Origin of the sequence: Streptomyces sp. 3211.6 (assembly GCF_003634815.1) — a bacterium.
GTDB classification, from domain to species: domain Bacteria; phylum Actinomycetota; class Actinomycetes; order Streptomycetales; family Streptomycetaceae; genus Streptomyces; species Streptomyces katrae_A.
Genome location: NZ_RBXC01000001.1, coordinates 884,956 through 902,543, shown reverse-complemented (window position 1 = coordinate 902,543; position 17,588 = coordinate 884,956). Strand labels below are relative to the sequence as shown.

Genomic DNA, 17,588 nt, shown 5'->3' with positions numbered 1-17,588 from the left:
GAGGCCGGGGAACGGAGCCGGGCAGGGCGGAGTCCGCGGCGGCAGTGCCCTCCCACAGGCGGACGTTGCGCTTGTCGACAGGAGCACTGACCAGCCGCAGCCACCACCGGCCCGCTCGGCGCCCCAGGGTTCGGCCCTCCCACCCCCAGGCTTCCGGCCCGGACACGGTCACGGAGAAGGCACGGGCAGCTCGCTCGTGCCGGCTACGCATCCGCTGCTGGTCGGACGTCTGGGCCGGCGGCGCGAATACTGCCTGCCGGGCCTTCGAATCGGTCATGCGGACCGTCCCAGAAGACGCTCCGCTCCCGCGTCCAGCAGCTGTCGGCCTGCGTCCTGCCCGACTTCATGGGCTGACGCCGAGGGGCCGGACGCGCAGGCGCGCAGAGGGTCGCCGCCAGCCGGGTCGAGAACGGCGGCGTGCACGGTGACGACTCCCGACGCGGCGTCGAGGGTGGCGTGGGCGGAGGCGGCTGTCAGGCACCCGCCGTGCAGCGTGGCGAGCGCGGCCCGCTCGGCGTCGAGCAGAATCCGAGTAGGGCCATGGGTGAGCGGTGCGAGCAGCTCACCGGTGGCGGGGTCGTCAGCACGGTGCTCGACGATCACGGTTCCCGCGCCAGCCGCGGGCAGCCACACGGTGGGGTCGAGGATCTCGGAGGCCCGGTCCTCGTGGCCAAGGCGGCGCAGGCCGGCCAGGGCGGCGATCATCACGTCCGCGCCGAGCGTTCCCTCGTCCAGCTTCGAGAGCCGGCTGTCGGCGTTGCCGCGGATCGGCACCTGTACGAGCTTCGGGTGGAGGGCTTTGAGGAGGGCCGAGCGGCGGGGTGCGCTGGTTCCGACCCTGGTGCCGGGAGGGAGTTCGGCGAGCGTCGCCGCGGGATGGCCTGTGGGGAGGACGAGGGCGTCGCGGGTGTCCTCTCGGGGCAGGACCGCTCCGATGCAGATGCCGGGGGACCGGTCGTGCGGGCCGGGCACGTCTTTGGCGCACGCGATCGTGGCCTGGACGAGGCCGTCGAGGAGGTAGCGGTCCGCGTTGCGGGTGAAGGCCCCTTTCCCGCCGATCGCCGAGAGCGGGCCGCGGTGCCGGTCGCCCTCGGAGACGATCTCGACGATGTCGAGGACCGCCTGCGGGTAGCGGGCGCGGAAGGCATCGGCGAAGCGGCCGGTCTGTTCCAGGGCCATAGGGCTGGGCCGGGTCCCCAGCCGGACGGTGGTGCGGGTGGTGCTGCTGGTCATCAGGGTCGGGCTCCATCGGCGGTTACGGGGTGTGCGGGCGAGATACGGCTGAGGGCGGCCTGGAGGACCGTGTGCGCCGGTAGGGCACTGGTGTCGATGACGTGGCCGTCGGCGTGCATCCACGCAGAGGCAGTGGCGTAGTCCACCGCCCTTCGCCGCCGGTACGCACGTACGGCCTCGCTGCGGGTCTCGCCTCCCGGAAACTCCACACTCGCGTCGATCCGGGCTTTCAGCTCGTCCGGTTCGACGTGGAGGACGAGGTGGACGAGCCCGGGCGAGCGGCGCAAGGGCGCGAACACTTCGGCGGCGTACGCGGGATTGAGCACGGTCATGGGCACGAGGACGTGACCGCTGGTGTGCGCGGCGATCTCGCTGATGTAGGCCGTGGTCAGGCGCCGCCAGGCCGGGTAATCCTGGTAGTCGCGGAGCTTTCCGGGGTGCCCGGCCAGGGTGCGGCGCAGCAGGTCGCCGATCTCCTCCGGATCGGCCACCACCGACCCGGGCAGTGCCTGATGCAGGCCGGCCGCCAGGGTGCTCTTGCCGCTGCCGAAGGCCCCGTTGATCCAGGTGATCACCGCTCGTCGGACCTCCCTTCGGCCGTGTTCCGTCCAACGGCAGGGCCGGGGGCCTCGTCACGGCCGGGCCAGGAGACCACGATGCGGCAGTCGTTCTTCTCCACGACGTCTCCGGCGGGGAGCGCGGAGTCGGGGGTACCTGCGGGTGCCACCGTCAGCTGGGGCGTGGCCCGGCCCCGCAGGTCGCGGTCCCAGGTGTGGACGGCGGCGGCCAGGGTGTCGGCGGCGGCCTTGCCGTCCGGCCCGAAGCCCTGGACTCCGAACTCCCAGGTGGACGGGCCGCCGGCCTCGTCGTGCCCACGCCGCTCCGTCATCAGGCAGGCCAGCGAGCGACCGAGGACGATCGCTTCGGCACCCGACCGCTTCGGCAGCCGCACCGGCCCTGGCCGGTCCGGATCCCCCTCCATCCGGCAGAACCCGCTCAGGGAGGTGGCCAGCCACAGCTGCAGGTCCTCGAGCGTCTCCCCGCCAAGCACCTTCACCCCGGTCCACAGCTCTACGCCGCCCGCGGCCAGGGCTCGGTCCAGGCCGTCGAGCGCGGCGGGCGGGGTGTCCTCCCAGCGGATTCCGTAGCCGGTGTCCCCGATCGGGGCCGGGGTCTCGTCCCACCGGCCGGCACCCTGCATGGGGACGAACCCGCACGGGCTGATCTCCGTGGACACCAGAGCCGAGCCCTCATTGCGCAGACCGACGGCCCGGGTGAACCCGCCGATCCGCAGGGGCAAGACCAGGTGCCCGCCCTGGGCGAGTTGGCTCGTCCAGGGCTGCGCCACGCCGTTCGAGGCGACCGTCACGATGATGGCGTCGAAGCCGTCCGCCGGGATCAGGTGCCCGGGGGCGCCGTGGGTGCCGTCGCCCAGGACAGCCCGGACCCGGCCTGCGTACCCGGTCTCAGCCAGGAACCGCTCCGTACGCGCATGCACGTACGGGTCGATCTCCATGCACACCACCGACCCCTGAGGACCCACGAGTTCGGCGATCAGGCAGGCGTTGTAGCCGCCACCTCCGATCTCGAGCACGTGCGCTCCCGGCCGGAGGTTGGCGCGGCGCAGCATGACCGCCTGCATCTCGGGCTGGGACACCGAGCTCATCGACCGCCCGCTGCCCTCGTCGAACACGGTGGCCACCGCCTCGTTGACGTAGGCCCGGGCGAGTGACTGCTCGGGGAGGAACGCCTGCCGGGGCACGACCGAAAAAGCCGCCCGCAGCTCCGGGGTGTCGGTCCAGCTGGCCTCGGTGAGGCCTTGGACCAGCTGCTCTCGGAGCCGGAGCGCTGCGGCCGGTTCGCCGAACTTGAGAGGCACGTCCCCGGTGGGCCTGGGCGTGTGGTGCGCGGGTGGGACGTCGGGCAGCAGGCCCGGCCACACCACGTTCAGGGCCTGGGCAGAAGCCGTGAAGATCGGCTGGGGAAGGCTCCGCACCGCGAAGGGGCTGTGCCACTCCCACCGGGTGATCAACTCCGGCTCCAGGACGGTCGGCTCGCCGGTGTAGTCGGTGAGGCGGGCGATCTCGGTGACCCGGGTGAATCCGTGGGTGGAGTCGCACAACGTGCCCAGCAGGAGCACCGACTCCGGCCGAGCGTGCAGGCCCGCCTCCTCCGCGAGTTCGCGTACCGCGGTGGCCTCGAAGGCCTCGCCCGGCTCCACCTTGCCGGCCGGGAGTTCCCACACTGTGCGGGAGGGGTTCCAGCCGAGGAGGACCTGCCCGCGGTCGTTGGTGACCACGACGGCGACGCCGGCCATCGCGGACGGCTTCGGGGTCTGCTTCTCGCTGTAGGCGACGGGGTCGGTCTTGGGCCCGCGCAGCAGCAGGACGGTGAGGTCGCCGGCCTCGATGCGCTCGGTGTGCTGCCAGCCGTCGGCGAGGAGGTCGATCTCGGTGTCGTCCAGGCAGATCCCGCGCAGCTCCTCGGGGTGGTGGTCGGCGTGCGGGGTGATCACGCACAGGGTGCCGTCCTCGTCGAGGAGGGCGGCGAGTTCGGCGACCGTGCGGGTGCGGTCGGGCAGGTGGGCCAGGGCCCGGCGCATGGTGATCAGCCGATAGCCGCCGGTGCCGGCCGGGGAGAGGGCGGAGAGGTCCCCGCTGGTCAGGTCGAGGTGGTGGCAGCTGACCTGGTCCGAGGCCGCGCTGGTCTTGTCGACGGCGGACTGGGCCCAGTCCACGGCGTCGACCTGGTACCCGGCGGCGGCGAGGAAGCGGGCGAGCTCACCGGTCCCGCAGGCCACGTCCAGGGCCCGGGCCGCCTGGGCGTCCTCAGGCAGGGCCAGGTGCTCGGTGAGGATGGTCTTCTCGGTGTCGCTCAGGGGGCGGAAGTCGCGGCCGGCCGCGTAGTGGGCGTGCCAGTCCTGTGCGGTGTGCGTGGTGCTCATGTGCTGCGGGGCTCCCTGTTCGTCGGGTGGCTCAGGAGAGTTCGGAGGGATGCTGGGAGGCGGGTCCGTAGAGGGCTGCCGGCTTGCCGGCCATCAAGGCCCAGTAGCGGTCGCCGAAGGACCAGTGCCACCACTCGGTCGGGTAGTTGACGAGCCCGGCGGCGGTGAGCGCACGGCTGAGGGTGGCGCGGTGCAGCCGGGCCCCGGGGGAGAGGCCTTCGGCGAGGGTGTAGCAGCGGCCCCCGCTTTCCTCCGGGCTGGCGTTGACGCGGGCGCCCATGTCGAGCTCGGCGCCGTCCGCGGTGGCGAGGGTCAGGTCGACGGCCGCGCCGGCGCTGTGCGGGGCGATCTCGGGCGGTGACACGTACCGGCTCGCCTGCGCCCGCAGCTCCTCCGCCGGCCAGTCGCCGTGGGCCGCGCGCAGCTCGGCCGCGTACTCCTCGAAGTACCGCTGCTGCAGAGCCGGCGGGCGGAACCCTTCGACGACGAGCAGGCGCAGCCCTTCGGGCAGCAGCAGCTGCGCCTCCAGGAGCCGGTCGAGGACGCCGGAGCGCAGGTGCGCGAAGGCGTACGCGGGATCGGAGCGGCGGTCATCAAGGAGGAGCTCTCCGCCGGCCCGAACGTCGGCCAGGGGCTCGCCGTTCTCCGCGACCGGGATCGCGGCGACCCGAGGGTCGGACATCAGGACGATGCTCATCTAGACCTCCCAGTCCCAGGTGTCGAAGTACGCCGGGATCCCGGTGCGGCGGGCGGCCATCACGGCCTCGAGCCGGGCGTGGTCGCGTCCCGGCATCAGGCCCTGCCACTCGGGGACGGCCAGGGCACGGACCTCGTCATGCTCGTCCGGGTCCAGCACGATCCCCGCAAGCTGCCCGGGGGTGAGCCGGCCGCCGTCGAAAACCCACCCGACGGTGGCCAGCGGCCAGTCCTTGCCCGGCAGCCCGAATACCGTGGCCAGGAGCTTCGGCGGTCCCTCCACGCGGAGGCCGGTCTCCTCCAGGCACTCCCGCACCGCGGTCTCCCAGGGGCGCTCGCCCGGGTCGGCGACGCCGCCCGGCCACTGCCAGGGGTGCGTAGTGGAGTACGTGGCCCGCAGCTGGACGGGCCGCTCGTCCTCGTCGGTGAAGAACACAGCCCCGAAGACCGTGGCCTTCGGCAGCATCGCAGCGAACTCCTCCGGAGGCAGCCACTTCCGCTTGCTCACGACGCGCTCCCTTCGACGGCGGCGGGGAAACGCGTCATCCGCATGAGCGCCGGGTCGGCCGCGAACCCGAGCTGCTCGTACAGCGGGGCGGAACCATCGCTGGCGTACAGCTCGTACAAGGTCACCCCCTCGTGCTCCAGGTGGTCGAGCAGCGCGGAGAGGGCGGCCTTGGCGTAGCCGCGGCGCCGGTGGGCGGGGTCGGTGGCGACCGCGTGGATTCGCGCGGCCAGACCCTTGGGGTATTTCGGGGCGGGAAGGACGGGGTGGACCAGGCCGAGGGCGCAGGTGGCGAGCCCGCCGGCGGGGGAGTCGACGACGTATGCGCGGGCGCCACCGCCGTTCTGGAGGCGTAAGGCGAGCTGGTCGGTGCACGTGGTGAGCCTGGTTTCGTCGAGGGGTTCGCTGAGGATGTTTTCCGACCGCAGGCAGGCGATCTCGGCGGCATCGGCAGGGGTGGCGAGGCGGGGTTCGGGCACGGGGGTCCTTCCTCGAACGGGTAGAAGTTGCAGACAGGCTAGGGATGTTGGGTTCGGAGTCGGCGCAGGGTGCGGTGGCCGCGCTCGGTGACCTCGGGGTCGTCGTGGCTGGTGCCGTAGGCGATGCCGGACACGGCGTCGAAGGCGGCGTCGCAGTCCAGGCGCAGCTCCTCGGCAGGGGTGAGCACCCTGCCGTACCCGTCAAGGAACGCGGCGCGCAGGTCAGGCCTTCCGGTCCAGGTGTCGCACAGCCGCACCATGTCCCGGGTCGCGGTGTTGTACTCGGACCGCTCGAAGTCGAACAGCAGCGGTTCACCGTCGCCGTCCAGCAGGACGTTGCGGTACTGCAGGTCCCCATGCGTGGGCACGAGCGTGGGCTTCGGGAGGTCCGCATATGCGCGGGCCAGGGCGAGGACCAGATCCTCATCCCCGTCGGCCAAGTACGGGCGGGCCCCGTCCAGATGACGCTTGATCTTGTCCGCGGCCATGGCGGCTGCGGCGGGCCGCTCGGGTGCGCTGCGGTGAAGGACGCCCACGAGACGGCCCAGGGCCTGCTGGACGCGCGCCTCGTCGGCGGCGCCGAGGACCATGCCGTGCAGCGGGTGTCCGGGCAGCGCGGTGACGACGACGGCTCGCGCTGGGGTGTCGGCGGCGACGAGACGGGGAGCGCGCCCTCCAAGGGCCGGCACCCAGGACCGGTACGCGGTGACCTCCCGGTCATGGAACTTCTCCCCTCGGTGCCGCTTGAGGTACCAGGTGCCGCCCCCGGGCCCGGTCAGTCGCCATACCCGGCTGCCGGTGCGCACCCAGGACACCTCCGTCGCCTCCACGATCCGGCCGACGGCCTGCTCGGCGAACACCCGCAGCCCGTACGGCAACTCCATCCCGCCGACGGGCGGTCCGCTCAGCAGGCGGGTGCGGTCGGGGCCGTCCGACCGGTGCTCGATGGCGTCGCCCGGCTGTTGGAAGTGCACGGCGGCGGGCAGACCGGCGTGGTAAGCGTCCAGACCGGCCCGGCAGTACGCCACCATCGGGTCGGGCAGGGTGTCCAGCGGGTACCAGTCCATGCCGTCGCACCGGTCCGGCTCCATGATCCGGGGCCGGCGCGACCAGTGGCGGACCTCGAAGAAGACGCCGATACGGGACCGGGATCCCACCGGTGGGCGGTGGTGGACGGTGACCGCCGCGGTCACGTCCTCCGTCTCGATGCGTACGCCTGTTTCCTCCAGGGCTTCCCGGATGACGGCCTCGACCATGTCCTCGTCGGGGTCGAGGTGCCCGGACGGCAGATGCCACAGGCCCGACGCGTACACCGGTCCGGCCCGGCGGGACAGCAGCACCTGCGGTCCGCTTTCGCCGTCGCGGCGCAGGATGAGGTGGACGTCGACCGGCACCGTGTGCCGGGCCCCGCCGCTCACCGTGCGGCCCCGGGGCGGCGGGCGAGCAGCACGGTGAACACGCCGTCCTCGTGCAGGACTCCGTCCTGCGCGTGCTGGAGCAGGAGCGTCTGGGCCTGGTCCTCGAATCCGGCGTGGTCGGCGAAGAGGTCGGGCCTGGCGAAGCTGGTGGACCGCAGGCATCCCAGGACGCTGCGGGGGGTCCACGTGCGGGTGAAGGGGATGCGGTGCTCGGCGATGTCGCTGAACGCGGATTCGGAGAGGTCGTCTTCGTAGCGGCGGCCGGGCTCGCGGTAGGTGCCGGTGGTGCCAGCGCGGCGGTCTGTTCCGAGGTGGGACTGGATCAGGCCCTGGAGCGCGACGGTCCATTCGGCCTGGTGGGTCCACAGGCTGCCGTCGCCCATGATCGCGACGGCGGCGTGCGGCGAGGCCACCCGGTCGGCCATGGCCAGCACTGCCGGGCGGTCCATCCAGTTTCTCTGAACTAACAATTTTGCCTCCGGTCGAGTGGCCGGGGGAGCGTCACGGGGTGCTCCCTCACCTGTTCGTCGGTGAACTCGGTATTGGTTGCTGGCCTGCTAGCGATCAATCCTTCGGGTGAGTGATGTGCAGCCGCGATCCGTCGGAGGGAGGCGTCGTCTGCGCAGGCGGGCCGCTGGGCAGCTCGGCCCAACTCGCCTGCTGCGAAGCTGTTTTGTAATAGGGTGATCCCTTGGCAAACTGCTGGCTCACTTGGTTCGGCACAACCCGAACCCCGCGAGGACGAAGGTAGAGGTCGGATGGCGGCGATCGGACTGGCTGCGGCAATCGAGGAGCTGCGGGAGGAGCTGTATCAGGCCCAGGAGCAAGGTAGCGGTGAACAGTTTTCCTTCCAGGTCGAGGAGGCTCAGCTGGAGCTCACGCTGGAGCTGCGCCATACCGGCCAGGCCGACGGAAAGTTGGAGTTCGGGGTGGTAAGGGGAGGCCTCGGGGGTTCGCGAGCTTCGGCCCGCACGCACAAGCTGACGCTCAAGCTGAAGGTCAAGGACAGGGCGGCTGGCGGCTCGAGCCCTGAAATCTCGCACAACCGGACCGGCTCGTGGGACGACGAGGACTGAGTTGGACGATCACAGGCTGGCGGATGTCCGCTGCGGCGACGCGGACGGATATAGGGAACTCGGCTCCGGGTACCTCATCGCTCCGAGGCTGGTGCTGACGGCCCGGCATGTTGTTGCTTCCGCGTGGCCGCGGATCACCGTGCGCGTCGGCCATCCGAGGCCGGGCAGCCGGGTGGAGTATTCCGCGACGGTGGCGTGGGTCCATCCCGAGCGGGATGCCGCCGTGCTCCTGCTGGACGAACCGGTATCGGTATCGGGTCAGGTGCGTTGGGCACAACCAGTCGGAATGAAGCCACTGCAGTACGAGGGGATGGGTTTCCCGGAAGCAAGTGTCAAGGGCGACGGTCGACGGGAGCCTGAGCACCTCCGGGGCACCCTGGCCTTACTGACCGGGGGTAATAGCCCGGGCAAGAACTATGCCCTGGACCAGGATGTCGCCCCGGCGGGGCCGGCGGACTTCAAGAAGGCCTGGGGGGGTGTTTCGGGCAGCGCGGTGTTCTGCTACGACCATCTCGTCGGTGTGGCCATCCACGACGACGACGCCTTTGCGAACCGTCGGCTCCACGCCTGCCCGGTCCACACCTTCGTGACCCATCCGGGATTCGTCGAACTGATGCAGCGTCATGCGGAAGCGCCCGTACTGAGGACCATCTCCGCGGATGGGCAGCCCAACGCGCAAGCTGAGTATGCCCTTGGTCTGATGATTCGCCTGTCGGAGGGCGCCGTCTCCGACGCGGACGTCGTGGCCAAGGGCCCTGACGAGCAGCTGCTGACGCTCTCAGGCGGCATGTACGTAAGCCGCCACGTCGAGGCGGATATCCTGCGCCGCCTAGACGAGGGGAAGGTCACCCTGGTCGTCGGCGAGGCAGGACACGGCAAGACCACGTTGCTGTGGGGTCTGCACCATCAGTTGAACGCCCAAGGACGGCAGCCCGTGCTCGTGCGCGCCAGCGATCTGCTCGCTGGCCTGAGGCGGGAAGGCCAGAGCACGGCGGGAATCTCCCCGCCGCAGCTGCACGCCGCACTCGCGGAACTGGCGCAGTCGAAGAAGCGCCCAGTCCTACTCCTCGACACCCTCGACCTGCTCTTACACAGTGACGACACCCGCAACGTAGTTGTCGAACTGTTGACCTCACTAGTACGGCTACGCATTCCCACGGTGGTGACATGCCGTCCGGTGGAAGCCACCCTCCTGCGCACCACCGGTGTGGAAGACCAGCTGCCCAACAGGCGTGTCAACCTGCTGTCGTACGACGATGAGGAATGCTGGGCAGCCGTGCACGCCTACAGCCGGCACTTCTACGCGGGGGTGCGGACCTTCACCGCGGACGAGGTGGCGAGCAGCGTCCTCAATGCCGCCTCCCGCGGACGAGCGCTGCGCGAGGTGTGTGCCAACCCATTCGCACTGCGGCTGTTGTTCGAGGTCTACGCCCCAGACAAGCCGGACGAAGACGTTGACACGCCGCGGCTGTACGACGAGTACTGGCACAAGCGAATCCGCGCTGATCACCGGGCATGGCGGCGTCCGGAGCAAGGCCAGGATGTCGATCTGTCCGGATTTGCCGAGTCGACTGCGAGGCTTCTGCTCGCCCTCGGTCGGCTTGACATCACTCGGCCGGAACTCGAAGCGCGCTTGCGGGACATGGAGAGCTGCGGTCCGGTGGGGGCCTCTGCTGCGATCGACCTCCTGCGGACCCGAGGTGTCTTCACCTTGCGCCGGCAGGTCAATCGACTGTGGTTCTTCCATCAGACATTCTTCGAACATGCGGCCGCGCGAGGCGTCCTATCGTGCGGTGCCGAGGCGGTCCAAGAGCTACTGGAGCGGGTGAAGCAGGACCCCGGTGACCTGTTCTTCGGCGAGGTGGCCTCCGAGGTGCTCCTTATGGCCGACCGCTGGTCCGCCTCGGGTACCGATCCCCTGACCGGCCTGCTCGGCCCCTGGCTGGCCTCGGACCGTCCAGCGCTGGTGAGCCTGGCTCTGCCGGTCTATGCGAAGCTCAAGCATCCCGACGCCGAGCTGGTCACCCTCGGACGCGCCACCCTCAAGAGTGCCGAGCCTAACGACGTCCGCCGGTTTCTCACCATGCTGCCCTCGGTCGTGCACCCCGATTCGGTACGGCCCTTCGGGGACCTTTCGGTCATCTGGAACCGCCCAGACAGCCAGCAGCTTGCCCTGCGCAGACCGCTTCTTGAGGCACTGATCCGCCTCGCCGCTACGAACGCCGCAGAAGCGTGGCGGTTCCTTGAGGACCATGCATGCCTGGACTGGCTACGGGAGCGGCCCGTCGACAACAGGGGATACAACGAGTACCCGTACACGGCCGTCCTCTCGGCCGTCGCTGCAGCCGACCCGGAGACTGTCCTGGACGAAGCGCTCGCCTTCGCGGCGCGGCTCGCCGAGGCCGGCAACGGCGGGGGGCTGACGGACCTGACACTGGGCATCATCGGCTGGTGTCACACCCCCCGGCTCGCCCGTCGCGCGGCCAAAGGCGTGCTGACCGCACTGGAGCGGCTGAACCCGAAGATGACCAGTCTCGACCTGGAACGTGCTTATGCTTGCCTGTTTCTTGCCACGAGACCCAAGTCCGCCGACGCCGCACCGGCCGTCGCAGAGGCTCTCGAGGCCGACCAGAACCGCCGGGCAAGCCCGCTGAGTCGACGCGCCGTACTGCGGGGATGGACCGCAGCTGTCATGCAGGCCGACGAGGCGCACGCGGCACACTTCCTGAGTACATGCCTCTCCACCCGGAAGCCGGACCAGCAGGTCGCGGTCTGTAACGCGGTTCTCACCGAGGCTCTGATCGGCCAGCCGGAGCGCTTCACGCGCACGCCGTTGGCCGCACCAGTGTGGGGCGCTGACGAGAACGTTGCTGTCTCTCCCCTCACCGCTCTAGTCGTCATCCGTTGCAAGGAAGCCCTGGGGGCCCTGCCCTGCCCGCACACGGATCCGGACGGGGCGAAGAGAACCCCATGGCTCATGCGCAGGGCACTGCACGACGCCGACCTGCCAGACACCGTGCTGCGCGATCTGCTTCCGGTCGTACCGGAGGAGGCAGCCGACCGCTATTGGCTGACGTCAGACGCGTGCTGCGTGTTCCTGGTGGATGCGGCGGCCGGCGGTCACCCTCAGGCAGAGCACATGCTGCACACGTTCCTCACCGACCCGGACGCCCGTCGACGTGTCACCACGCTGACCACCGGAAGGGACAGCGTCACCCGGGTAGGAGGAGACCTACAGCGCAAGGTCACCACGCACCCGCACCTCATCGACGACTTGCTCCCCTACGCGGACAGCACTAATCAGCCCGACCTCGTGCAGCAGGCCGTCACGAAGGTTCAGCAGGCGGACCGGTCGACAGCTCAGGCGTGGTTCACGTCGGCTCAGTGGTCGCGTCTCGTCGACTACCGCAAGCGCTTGGTGAAGCATGCCCTGCCGCACATCCGACGTCAGGGCTACATGTTGTGGAAGGCTCTTCTCGACGTTGGGGTCGATGCCCATCCTCAAGCCATTGAGATCACGGACGCCCTCAAGGCCGCGGCCGCGCAGGACCTGCGAGAGGCCCTGCTCAGGCTGGCAGAGGACACGGTCCGTGCCCGGTCATGGGGCCCGGAATCGGTACCCCTGGTGCATCAGGCACTCCAGCCAATCATCGACGAGGGTGCTGGTCGGCGCGCGGTGGGAGCAATCAAGGGGAAGGCCATCGCCCAGGAGGCGATGGCCAGGCGAGTGATGGCCCAGGCGTACGCGAACCTCGGGGACCTGGAGGACGCCTACGACGTGGCCGAAGCCCTCCTCTCCCTGGCAACCGATTCCGGGTACGACGTCGCAGACGAGGCGCAGCGGGGGTTCTTGAGCAGGATCATCGAGCCCTACGGCTTCCTCATCGACAGGATGACGGATCACAACGCCTCCTGGGCGGCGGAGCTACTGATCACGGCCGCGGAAGCGCTGCAGGTGGTCCAGCGCGATGGAGCCAAGTGGAAGCGGGAGATTGCCCGGACCTGGACCGGTACGGTCCTCCGGCTCACCGAGGGGCTGCGGGAGACCGAACGGCAGTTTCTCGCACGCACGTTGATGACCGAGCCGACCCTGGCCACTTCAGTGCTGGTGGAGACAGTGGACAAGGCGGAGACCACGCCTGCGTGGGTGCGCAGCCTCCTTGACGATCCCGCGGTTCCAGGTGAGGTCCGGACAAGACTGCACGGCACCTTGCTGCTGCACTCACGGCAGGGGCACGCTCATTCGGGCTGGCCCGAGCTTCTGCGGTACCACGTACGGTGACTCGGATCAGACGATCCGGTGGGCCTGTCGCCCTATTGCCTTCCCTGAGGAGGGCAATAGGGCGGGGCGGAGGGGGCGACAGCTCGTTGAACTCGTGACGCACGATGGGGTCCTTCAGGATACGTCTGGCCGGCGTCGGGGTGGGATGGCGGGCATGCCAAGGTTGATCTGTCGGGTCATGCTGGCGAGCTTGTGCTCGGCTGCAGCGATGGTGATCTGCAGCCCTTCGACCTCGCCAAGCCAGCCGCGTTCGTGGGCCTCTGCCAGGCGGTCGCGGAGGTTGACGATGATCTCGTCGAGCCGGTGCTTCTGGGCCGGGTCGGGTTGCATGAGCGGGCACCGCAGGCAGGCTTCTCTGAACTAGCGATCGCTACTCGGTGCCCTGGGTAAACCGCTGGCAGCTGCGTCCTCGCCCGGCAAAGATGCAGCCATGCGCTATGCCAACACCGACCCGGAGCTCATGGACCTGGTCCGACGATTCGTCACGCCCGGCCGGCGGTACCTGCGGCTGGGTGGAAGCTCGCTGCGGTTGAGCGGGCCTGAGCGCGACCTTTTCATGAGGGAGCTGGTCGAGGCTGCCGGGGAGATCACTCCCGCTGAGCTCGGCATCCTTTTCGAAGGCGGTTGGCGAGAGCGTAAGACTGCCTCCTGGCTGGTTGCCGTGGCTGGCAGGACCGAGTTCCGCAGCCGCATCGGCGAACTCTTGCTGGCCAGCGGAGGCCCCTACGGCGGGTCCTACTGCATCACTCTTGCCGCTTTCGGCACCAGCGCGGACGCCGATCTGGTCTGCAGATACCTTGATCGCTACTTGCCTCAACCTGACCTCGTCTACGACCAGACCTTTGCTCTCAGCACACTGCTTCACCTCGATGCCGTCCTTGGGACCGAGCGAGCATCCCGATACCTTGCCGCCGGTGGCCTGTGGCAGCAGTGGACCGATGCCACGTCGAACGTGGTGCGGGATCCGCAGGAGTACCAGCAGGTCGTAGACCAACTCTGTTCTTTCGCCAGCGAGTGCGCTGACCTCTTCGTCAGAATGAAAACCAGGCCCTGATCCTCCCGGCCTGACCGCTGGACGCCGACTGCTTCGGACCCCTCGGTAGAGTCTGGGCAATGACAGGAAACCAGGGCCGCTGGCCAAAGATCGACCAGGATGGTGGCATCGAGGACGTGACACTCCTCATCCTGGAGTGGCTGGGTGAGCAGGGCGTGAATGCCATGATCAGGATTGACGCCGAGAGGGTGGCTGACAGCGCGCCGGCGTGGACGTTCGCAGCCAGCGGCGGTCCCTTGGAGCATGGCATGCGTGCTGATGGGAGGACGGTGCAGCAGTGCATGTCCACAGCCCTCTCCCAGCTGCGCGAGGCCGGGCTGTCGATTCCGTTTTGATCCTCGTCTTCGCTCGTCTCTGGCTTCGATCATGACGTTGGTCTCGGCGTCCCAGCGATTCCTCCGGACCGGCTGAAGCCCGGCATGCCGAGCTGGACCGCAGCCGACTGTCTCTCGGCTAGTGCGTCGACCTGGGCGAGCTTGTCTATGGCGCCGGCCAAACTGACACGAAGCCCCTCAACCTCACCGAGCCAGCCTTCGCGCTCGGCCTCAGCGATGCGAGCGACGAGGTTGTCGCGGATCTCCTCCAACCGGCCGCGCTGAGCCGGGTCCGGCCGGAGAAGCGAGCAACGAATACAAGCGTGTTCATGAACACAAGGGCTTGAAAAGGCGCGACCGCAGGTGCCGATGGAGACCTTGCGCTTCTCGAAGTGCGCGAGAAAGGCGTCCCATTCCTCCTCGGTCGGCGTCCGATACTCTCGCTGGGCCGGCTGGCCCGGCGACGGGCGATGAAGGCGCGGTGGGCCTCGATGGTCTCGGCCGGGTAGATCGCCTTGTAGCCCATCGTTGTATCAAGACTCCGATGCCCGCAGAGCACTTGGGCGATGTGCGGTGGCAGACCGTTCATGATGGCGTCGGTCACGAAGATCCTGCGGAAGTCGTGCGGGGAGAAGACGAGCGGTTCGCCAGCGGCGTCGGTCAGCCCGGTGGCGGCCAGCGCGTTGATCAGAAGCTTGCGGAGCGCGGTCGGGGTGAAAGCGCGGTGCTCGGTGCCGATATCGCGCTGGAACAGCAGCGGCATCGGCGGGTTCCAGACCCGCTCGTGGACGTCGTAGGAGGTCACCAGCGGGATCGCACGGCTGCTTCCTTGCAGGCGGCGGATGATGCTGGAGAGGACGTCCGCCAGTTCCGGGCTGACCAGCAGGAGCCGTTCGCTGTCGGTCTTGGACGGGGCGACCTGCAGCAGGGGCACGACTTCGCCGGTGCTGGGGAGCCGGTATTCGGTGATGCTGTGGTGGGTCAGCTCCAGGAGCTCTTCGTTGCGGATGCCGGTCAGGCGCAGGACCTCGATCGCGGCGAAGGCCCAGAAGGCTTCGGTCTCCTCGTGGGTGAGGTTCCGCCGCCGACCCGTTGACGTCTCCTCGGCCCAGGTCAGGTGCCCAGCGGCCTTGGACGTGACGGCTCTGCGCAAGGCTCCGGCGGTGTCGGGGATCAGGTCCCCAGGCGGGGTGTGCTCGGCGGCGGCAAGTAGTTCGGCTGCGGCGCGTCGTCTGCGATCGACGGCGTCGGCCAGCACCGGCAGGAGGGGTAGCCGTTCGCGAGTGCGCTGGTCCATCCGGGCCTTGCGGTGTTTGCGGTCCCTGGCCTTGCTGATCTCTTCGTCGCTGATAGGGCAGGGCACTACCCACGGTGCCCAGCGGGCCGGCTCTTCCGCAGCCCAATGGGCGATGTCCAGATAGAAGGCGCGGACGCGGATGAGCTCGTCCTTGGCGTTCAGCCTGGGGCTGGCGGCCTCGACGGCGGTGCCGTCTGGACCGATCGTGGTGCGTTTCTTGGTGGCGATGTCTGTTTTCCAGGCCCGGGCCAGTGCCGGTGGCAGCCGCAGGGAGTCGATGCCTGGCGAGAGCGTTTCGATCCGGGTCCAGAACAGCCCGGCCAGCGTCCGCGACAGCGCGTCCAGGCTGGTGTAGTCCAACGACGGCTGCCGTTCGCGCAGGTAGTCCACGATCAGGTCGCGGACCGGGCGGCACCGGATCGGATAGCGATCCACGAGTTCTTCGATGCTCAACCGGCCGGCGGCAAGCCCAAACGCCCGGATCGTGGCCGGCGCGTCCTCAGGGAAGACTCCCAAGACCCGCAGCCGAAGGTAGAAGTCGACTTTGCGCTGACCCCCACGGACATGGACCCGACGCAAGGCGTCGACCAGCTCCACGCAGTCGCCGACGGTGATGCTCGCGATCGTCCCGCCCTTGCAGGCCAGGAGCATCGCGATCCGAGTCGCCGCGATGGTGGCGTCGCCTCGGGCGCTGGTTGGCCCGGTCTCGGCCAGCTTTGCCAGCCTTGCAAACCCTTCGGGGTCGCGGACCTCGGCCATGACGTGGGCCAGGTGCTTGTGGGTACGGGTGAGCATCCAGGCCAGGTCGGGACGGATGACGTCGCCGCAGACCAGCATCAGTAGCCCGGAGGTTAGGTCAACGCGCTCATACGACGGCGACGGTCCACTCTGGCGCAAGAAACGCAGCGGGAGGTCTGTCCAGTCCGCGCCGGGGATCTCCTCGGCGCGGCTGGCTTTCCATCGCTGCTGCCAGGTATCCCCTGGGAGGCCGGACAGCCAGCGCAGAAGTTTGGCGACCCCGCGCCGTCGTCCGGCCCGGGTGGCGTTGGCTGCCGGCAAGAACGGTGGCGCCGTCAGCCGATGCAGCACCATATCCGCCGACTGCGCTGTCACCGGCCACCACGCTTCCGCGGCGCGGGGCGGAAACCGTTCCCGCAGTACGTTGTTCCGTGCCCGGGCCTGTTCGGCTGTTGCATTTGCGGTCTGCAGTTGTCGGCGCGTCGAGTGCTTCGTAGTGATGGTCATGATGACCGCCCGAACAGCACGTCCAAGGCTTGCGGGTCGTAGCCGGGTGCCGGAGGCGGCGGCACTGGCTCGGCGTGCCGGTCTGCCTGCCGGGCGTGGTGGGCCAGCACCTCGGCCACGACTTCTTCCTGGCGCGGCGCGAGGTAGATCTCGGTCGTGGTCAGATGCGCGTGTCCGAGGACCCACTGGACGTCGGTCAGCGTCAGCGCCGGGTCGCGCACCATGCGGGCGGCAGCGCTGTGACGAAGGTCGTGAAGGGTCCAGTCCGCACCGAAGGTGGCGTTTACCCGCTCGAACATGCGGTGGGCGCCGTGATAGGTCAGCGGCTGAAACGGACGCCGCAGCGTCCACCACACTGGCAGCGTCCGGCCCCGCGGCACCAGCCCGTGCAGCTCCTGCTCGTAGAGCCGCAGCCACACGAACGCATCCGCCGAGGCCGGCACCTGCTGCCGTGCCCGGGAGCCCTTCCGCACAACGCTGATCAGCTGCTGCCCTGGGTCCACGTCGCACTGCCGGATGCCGATCAGCTCCGAGGCCCGGACACCGCTGGAGATCCAAAACGCGATCATGGCCCGGTCCCGGTTCGACGGCAGCGCCGCGAACAGCGTGTTGAACCACTCATCCGGGATCGAGCGCGGAATCCGGCGCGGAACCGTGGGCCGATAGCGGCCCGTCCGCTCCGGCGCCCAGGCGTCCATCGGGTTGTGGTGTGCGTGCGCGCGGCCGGCACGACGCGCCAAGTCCAGCGGGAACGGGTTGAGCAGCGGCCCAGATCCGGCATCACGGTGCAGGTCATAGAACCTGCGCAATACCGTCTCGCTGTGAGCGACGGTCGACGGGGCATAGCCGAGCCCAGGGCTCGTTTTCCCGGTCACCGGATTCGGGGCGCCGACGGTACGGGCTGGCCGTCGCCTGGCCGCGGTCGCTCGCGGCTTGACCGTCAGCTGGATCCAGCAGCTGAAATCCCGAGCGTCCACGCGCGTCGCTCGATCCCACGACACCTCAACCGCGCGCAGGAACCTTCTCTGCACTTGGCAAGTCGGGC

15 protein-coding genes are annotated in these 17,588 nt (G+C 69.3%); 4 read left to right on the top strand and 11 right to left on the bottom strand.

Annotated features, from left to right (window positions below):
- Positions 1-273: 273 nt before the first annotated feature.
- From hemC to BX286_RS37365, 8 genes are read right to left on the bottom strand one after another with little or no spacing between them, the layout of a single operon-like run.
- The gene (hemC, locus tag BX286_RS04420) at positions 274-1,233 is read right to left on the bottom strand and encodes a hydroxymethylbilane synthase (protein WP_121014579.1); all 960 of its coding nucleotides are present in this window, start codon (positions 1,231-1,233) and stop codon (positions 274-276) included.
- Positions 1,233-1,808, bottom strand: coding sequence for an AAA family ATPase (locus BX286_RS04415; protein WP_121014578.1), 576 nt, complete (start codon positions 1,806-1,808; stop codon positions 1,233-1,235). Before BX286_RS04415 ends, hemC begins: the two co-directional genes overlap by 1 nt.
- Positions 1,805-4,177: a methyltransferase, FxLD system gene (gene fxlM, locus BX286_RS04410; protein WP_121014577.1), complete on the bottom strand. Its 2,373-nt coding sequence runs from the start codon at positions 4,175-4,177 to the stop codon at positions 1,805-1,807. Before fxlM ends, BX286_RS04415 begins: the two co-directional genes overlap by 4 nt.
- A 31-nt stretch (positions 4,178-4,208) precedes the next feature.
- Complete coding sequence (locus BX286_RS04405; protein WP_121014576.1) at positions 4,209-4,874, bottom strand: M15 family metallopeptidase; 666 nt, start codon at positions 4,872-4,874, stop codon at positions 4,209-4,211.
- The gene (locus tag BX286_RS04400) at positions 4,875-5,381 is read right to left on the bottom strand and encodes an NUDIX hydrolase (protein ID WP_315974696.1); all 507 of its coding nucleotides are present in this window, start codon (positions 5,379-5,381) and stop codon (positions 4,875-4,877) included.
- Positions 5,378-5,857, bottom strand: a complete 480-nt coding sequence (locus BX286_RS04395; RefSeq protein ID WP_187344084.1) for a GNAT family N-acetyltransferase — start codon at positions 5,855-5,857, stop codon at positions 5,378-5,380. Before BX286_RS04395 ends, BX286_RS04400 begins: the two co-directional genes overlap by 4 nt.
- Before the next feature lie 38 nt (positions 5,858-5,895).
- Positions 5,896-7,275, bottom strand: a complete 1,380-nt coding sequence (locus BX286_RS04390; protein ID WP_261993355.1) for a phosphotransferase — start codon at positions 7,273-7,275, stop codon at positions 5,896-5,898.
- A complete protein-coding gene (locus BX286_RS37365) occupies positions 7,272-7,724 on the bottom strand; it encodes a hypothetical protein (RefSeq protein ID WP_261993354.1) in 453 nt (150 codons plus the stop codon). The genes BX286_RS04390 and BX286_RS37365 overlap by 4 nt, the downstream gene beginning before the upstream one ends.
- A gap of 309 nt (positions 7,725-8,033) precedes the next feature.
- On the opposite strand from BX286_RS37365, the gene BX286_RS04385 reads away from it, so the two are divergent.
- Together BX286_RS04385 and BX286_RS04380 are read left to right on the top strand one after the other, a co-directional pair.
- Complete coding sequence (locus tag BX286_RS04385) at positions 8,034-8,351, top strand: trypco2 family protein (protein WP_121014573.1); 318 nt, start codon at positions 8,034-8,036, stop codon at positions 8,349-8,351.
- A gap of 1 nt (position 8,352) precedes the next feature.
- Positions 8,353-12,633, top strand: a complete 4,281-nt coding sequence (locus BX286_RS04380) for a serine protease (protein WP_121014572.1) — start codon at positions 8,353-8,355, stop codon at positions 12,631-12,633.
- Between the two features lie 114 nt (positions 12,634-12,747).
- Here BX286_RS04380 and BX286_RS04375 read toward each other — a convergent pair whose 3' ends face one another.
- Positions 12,748-12,963, bottom strand: coding sequence for a hypothetical protein (locus BX286_RS04375; RefSeq protein ID WP_121014571.1), 216 nt, complete (start codon positions 12,961-12,963; stop codon positions 12,748-12,750).
- Positions 12,964-13,063: 100 nt separating this feature from the next.
- On the opposite strand from BX286_RS04375, the gene BX286_RS04370 reads away from it, so the two are divergent.
- Positions 13,064-13,687, top strand: coding sequence for a DUF6000 family protein (locus BX286_RS04370; protein ID WP_121014570.1), 624 nt, complete (start codon positions 13,064-13,066; stop codon positions 13,685-13,687).
- Between the two features lie 59 nt (positions 13,688-13,746).
- A complete protein-coding gene (locus tag BX286_RS04365; protein ID WP_121014569.1) occupies positions 13,747-14,022 on the top strand; it encodes a hypothetical protein in 276 nt (91 codons plus the stop codon).
- Between the two features lie 145 nt (positions 14,023-14,167).
- On the opposite strand, the gene BX286_RS04360 is transcribed toward BX286_RS04365, so the two are convergent.
- On the bottom strand, positions 14,168-16,543 hold the full coding sequence (locus BX286_RS04360) for a site-specific integrase (protein ID WP_261993353.1): 2,376 nt from the start codon (positions 16,541-16,543) through the stop codon (positions 14,168-14,170).
- On the bottom strand, positions 16,540-17,574 hold the full coding sequence (locus tag BX286_RS04355; RefSeq protein ID WP_261993352.1) for a site-specific integrase: 1,035 nt from the start codon (positions 17,572-17,574) through the stop codon (positions 16,540-16,542). Before BX286_RS04355 ends, BX286_RS04360 begins: the two co-directional genes overlap by 4 nt.
- Positions 17,575-17,588 lie beyond the last annotated feature (14 nt).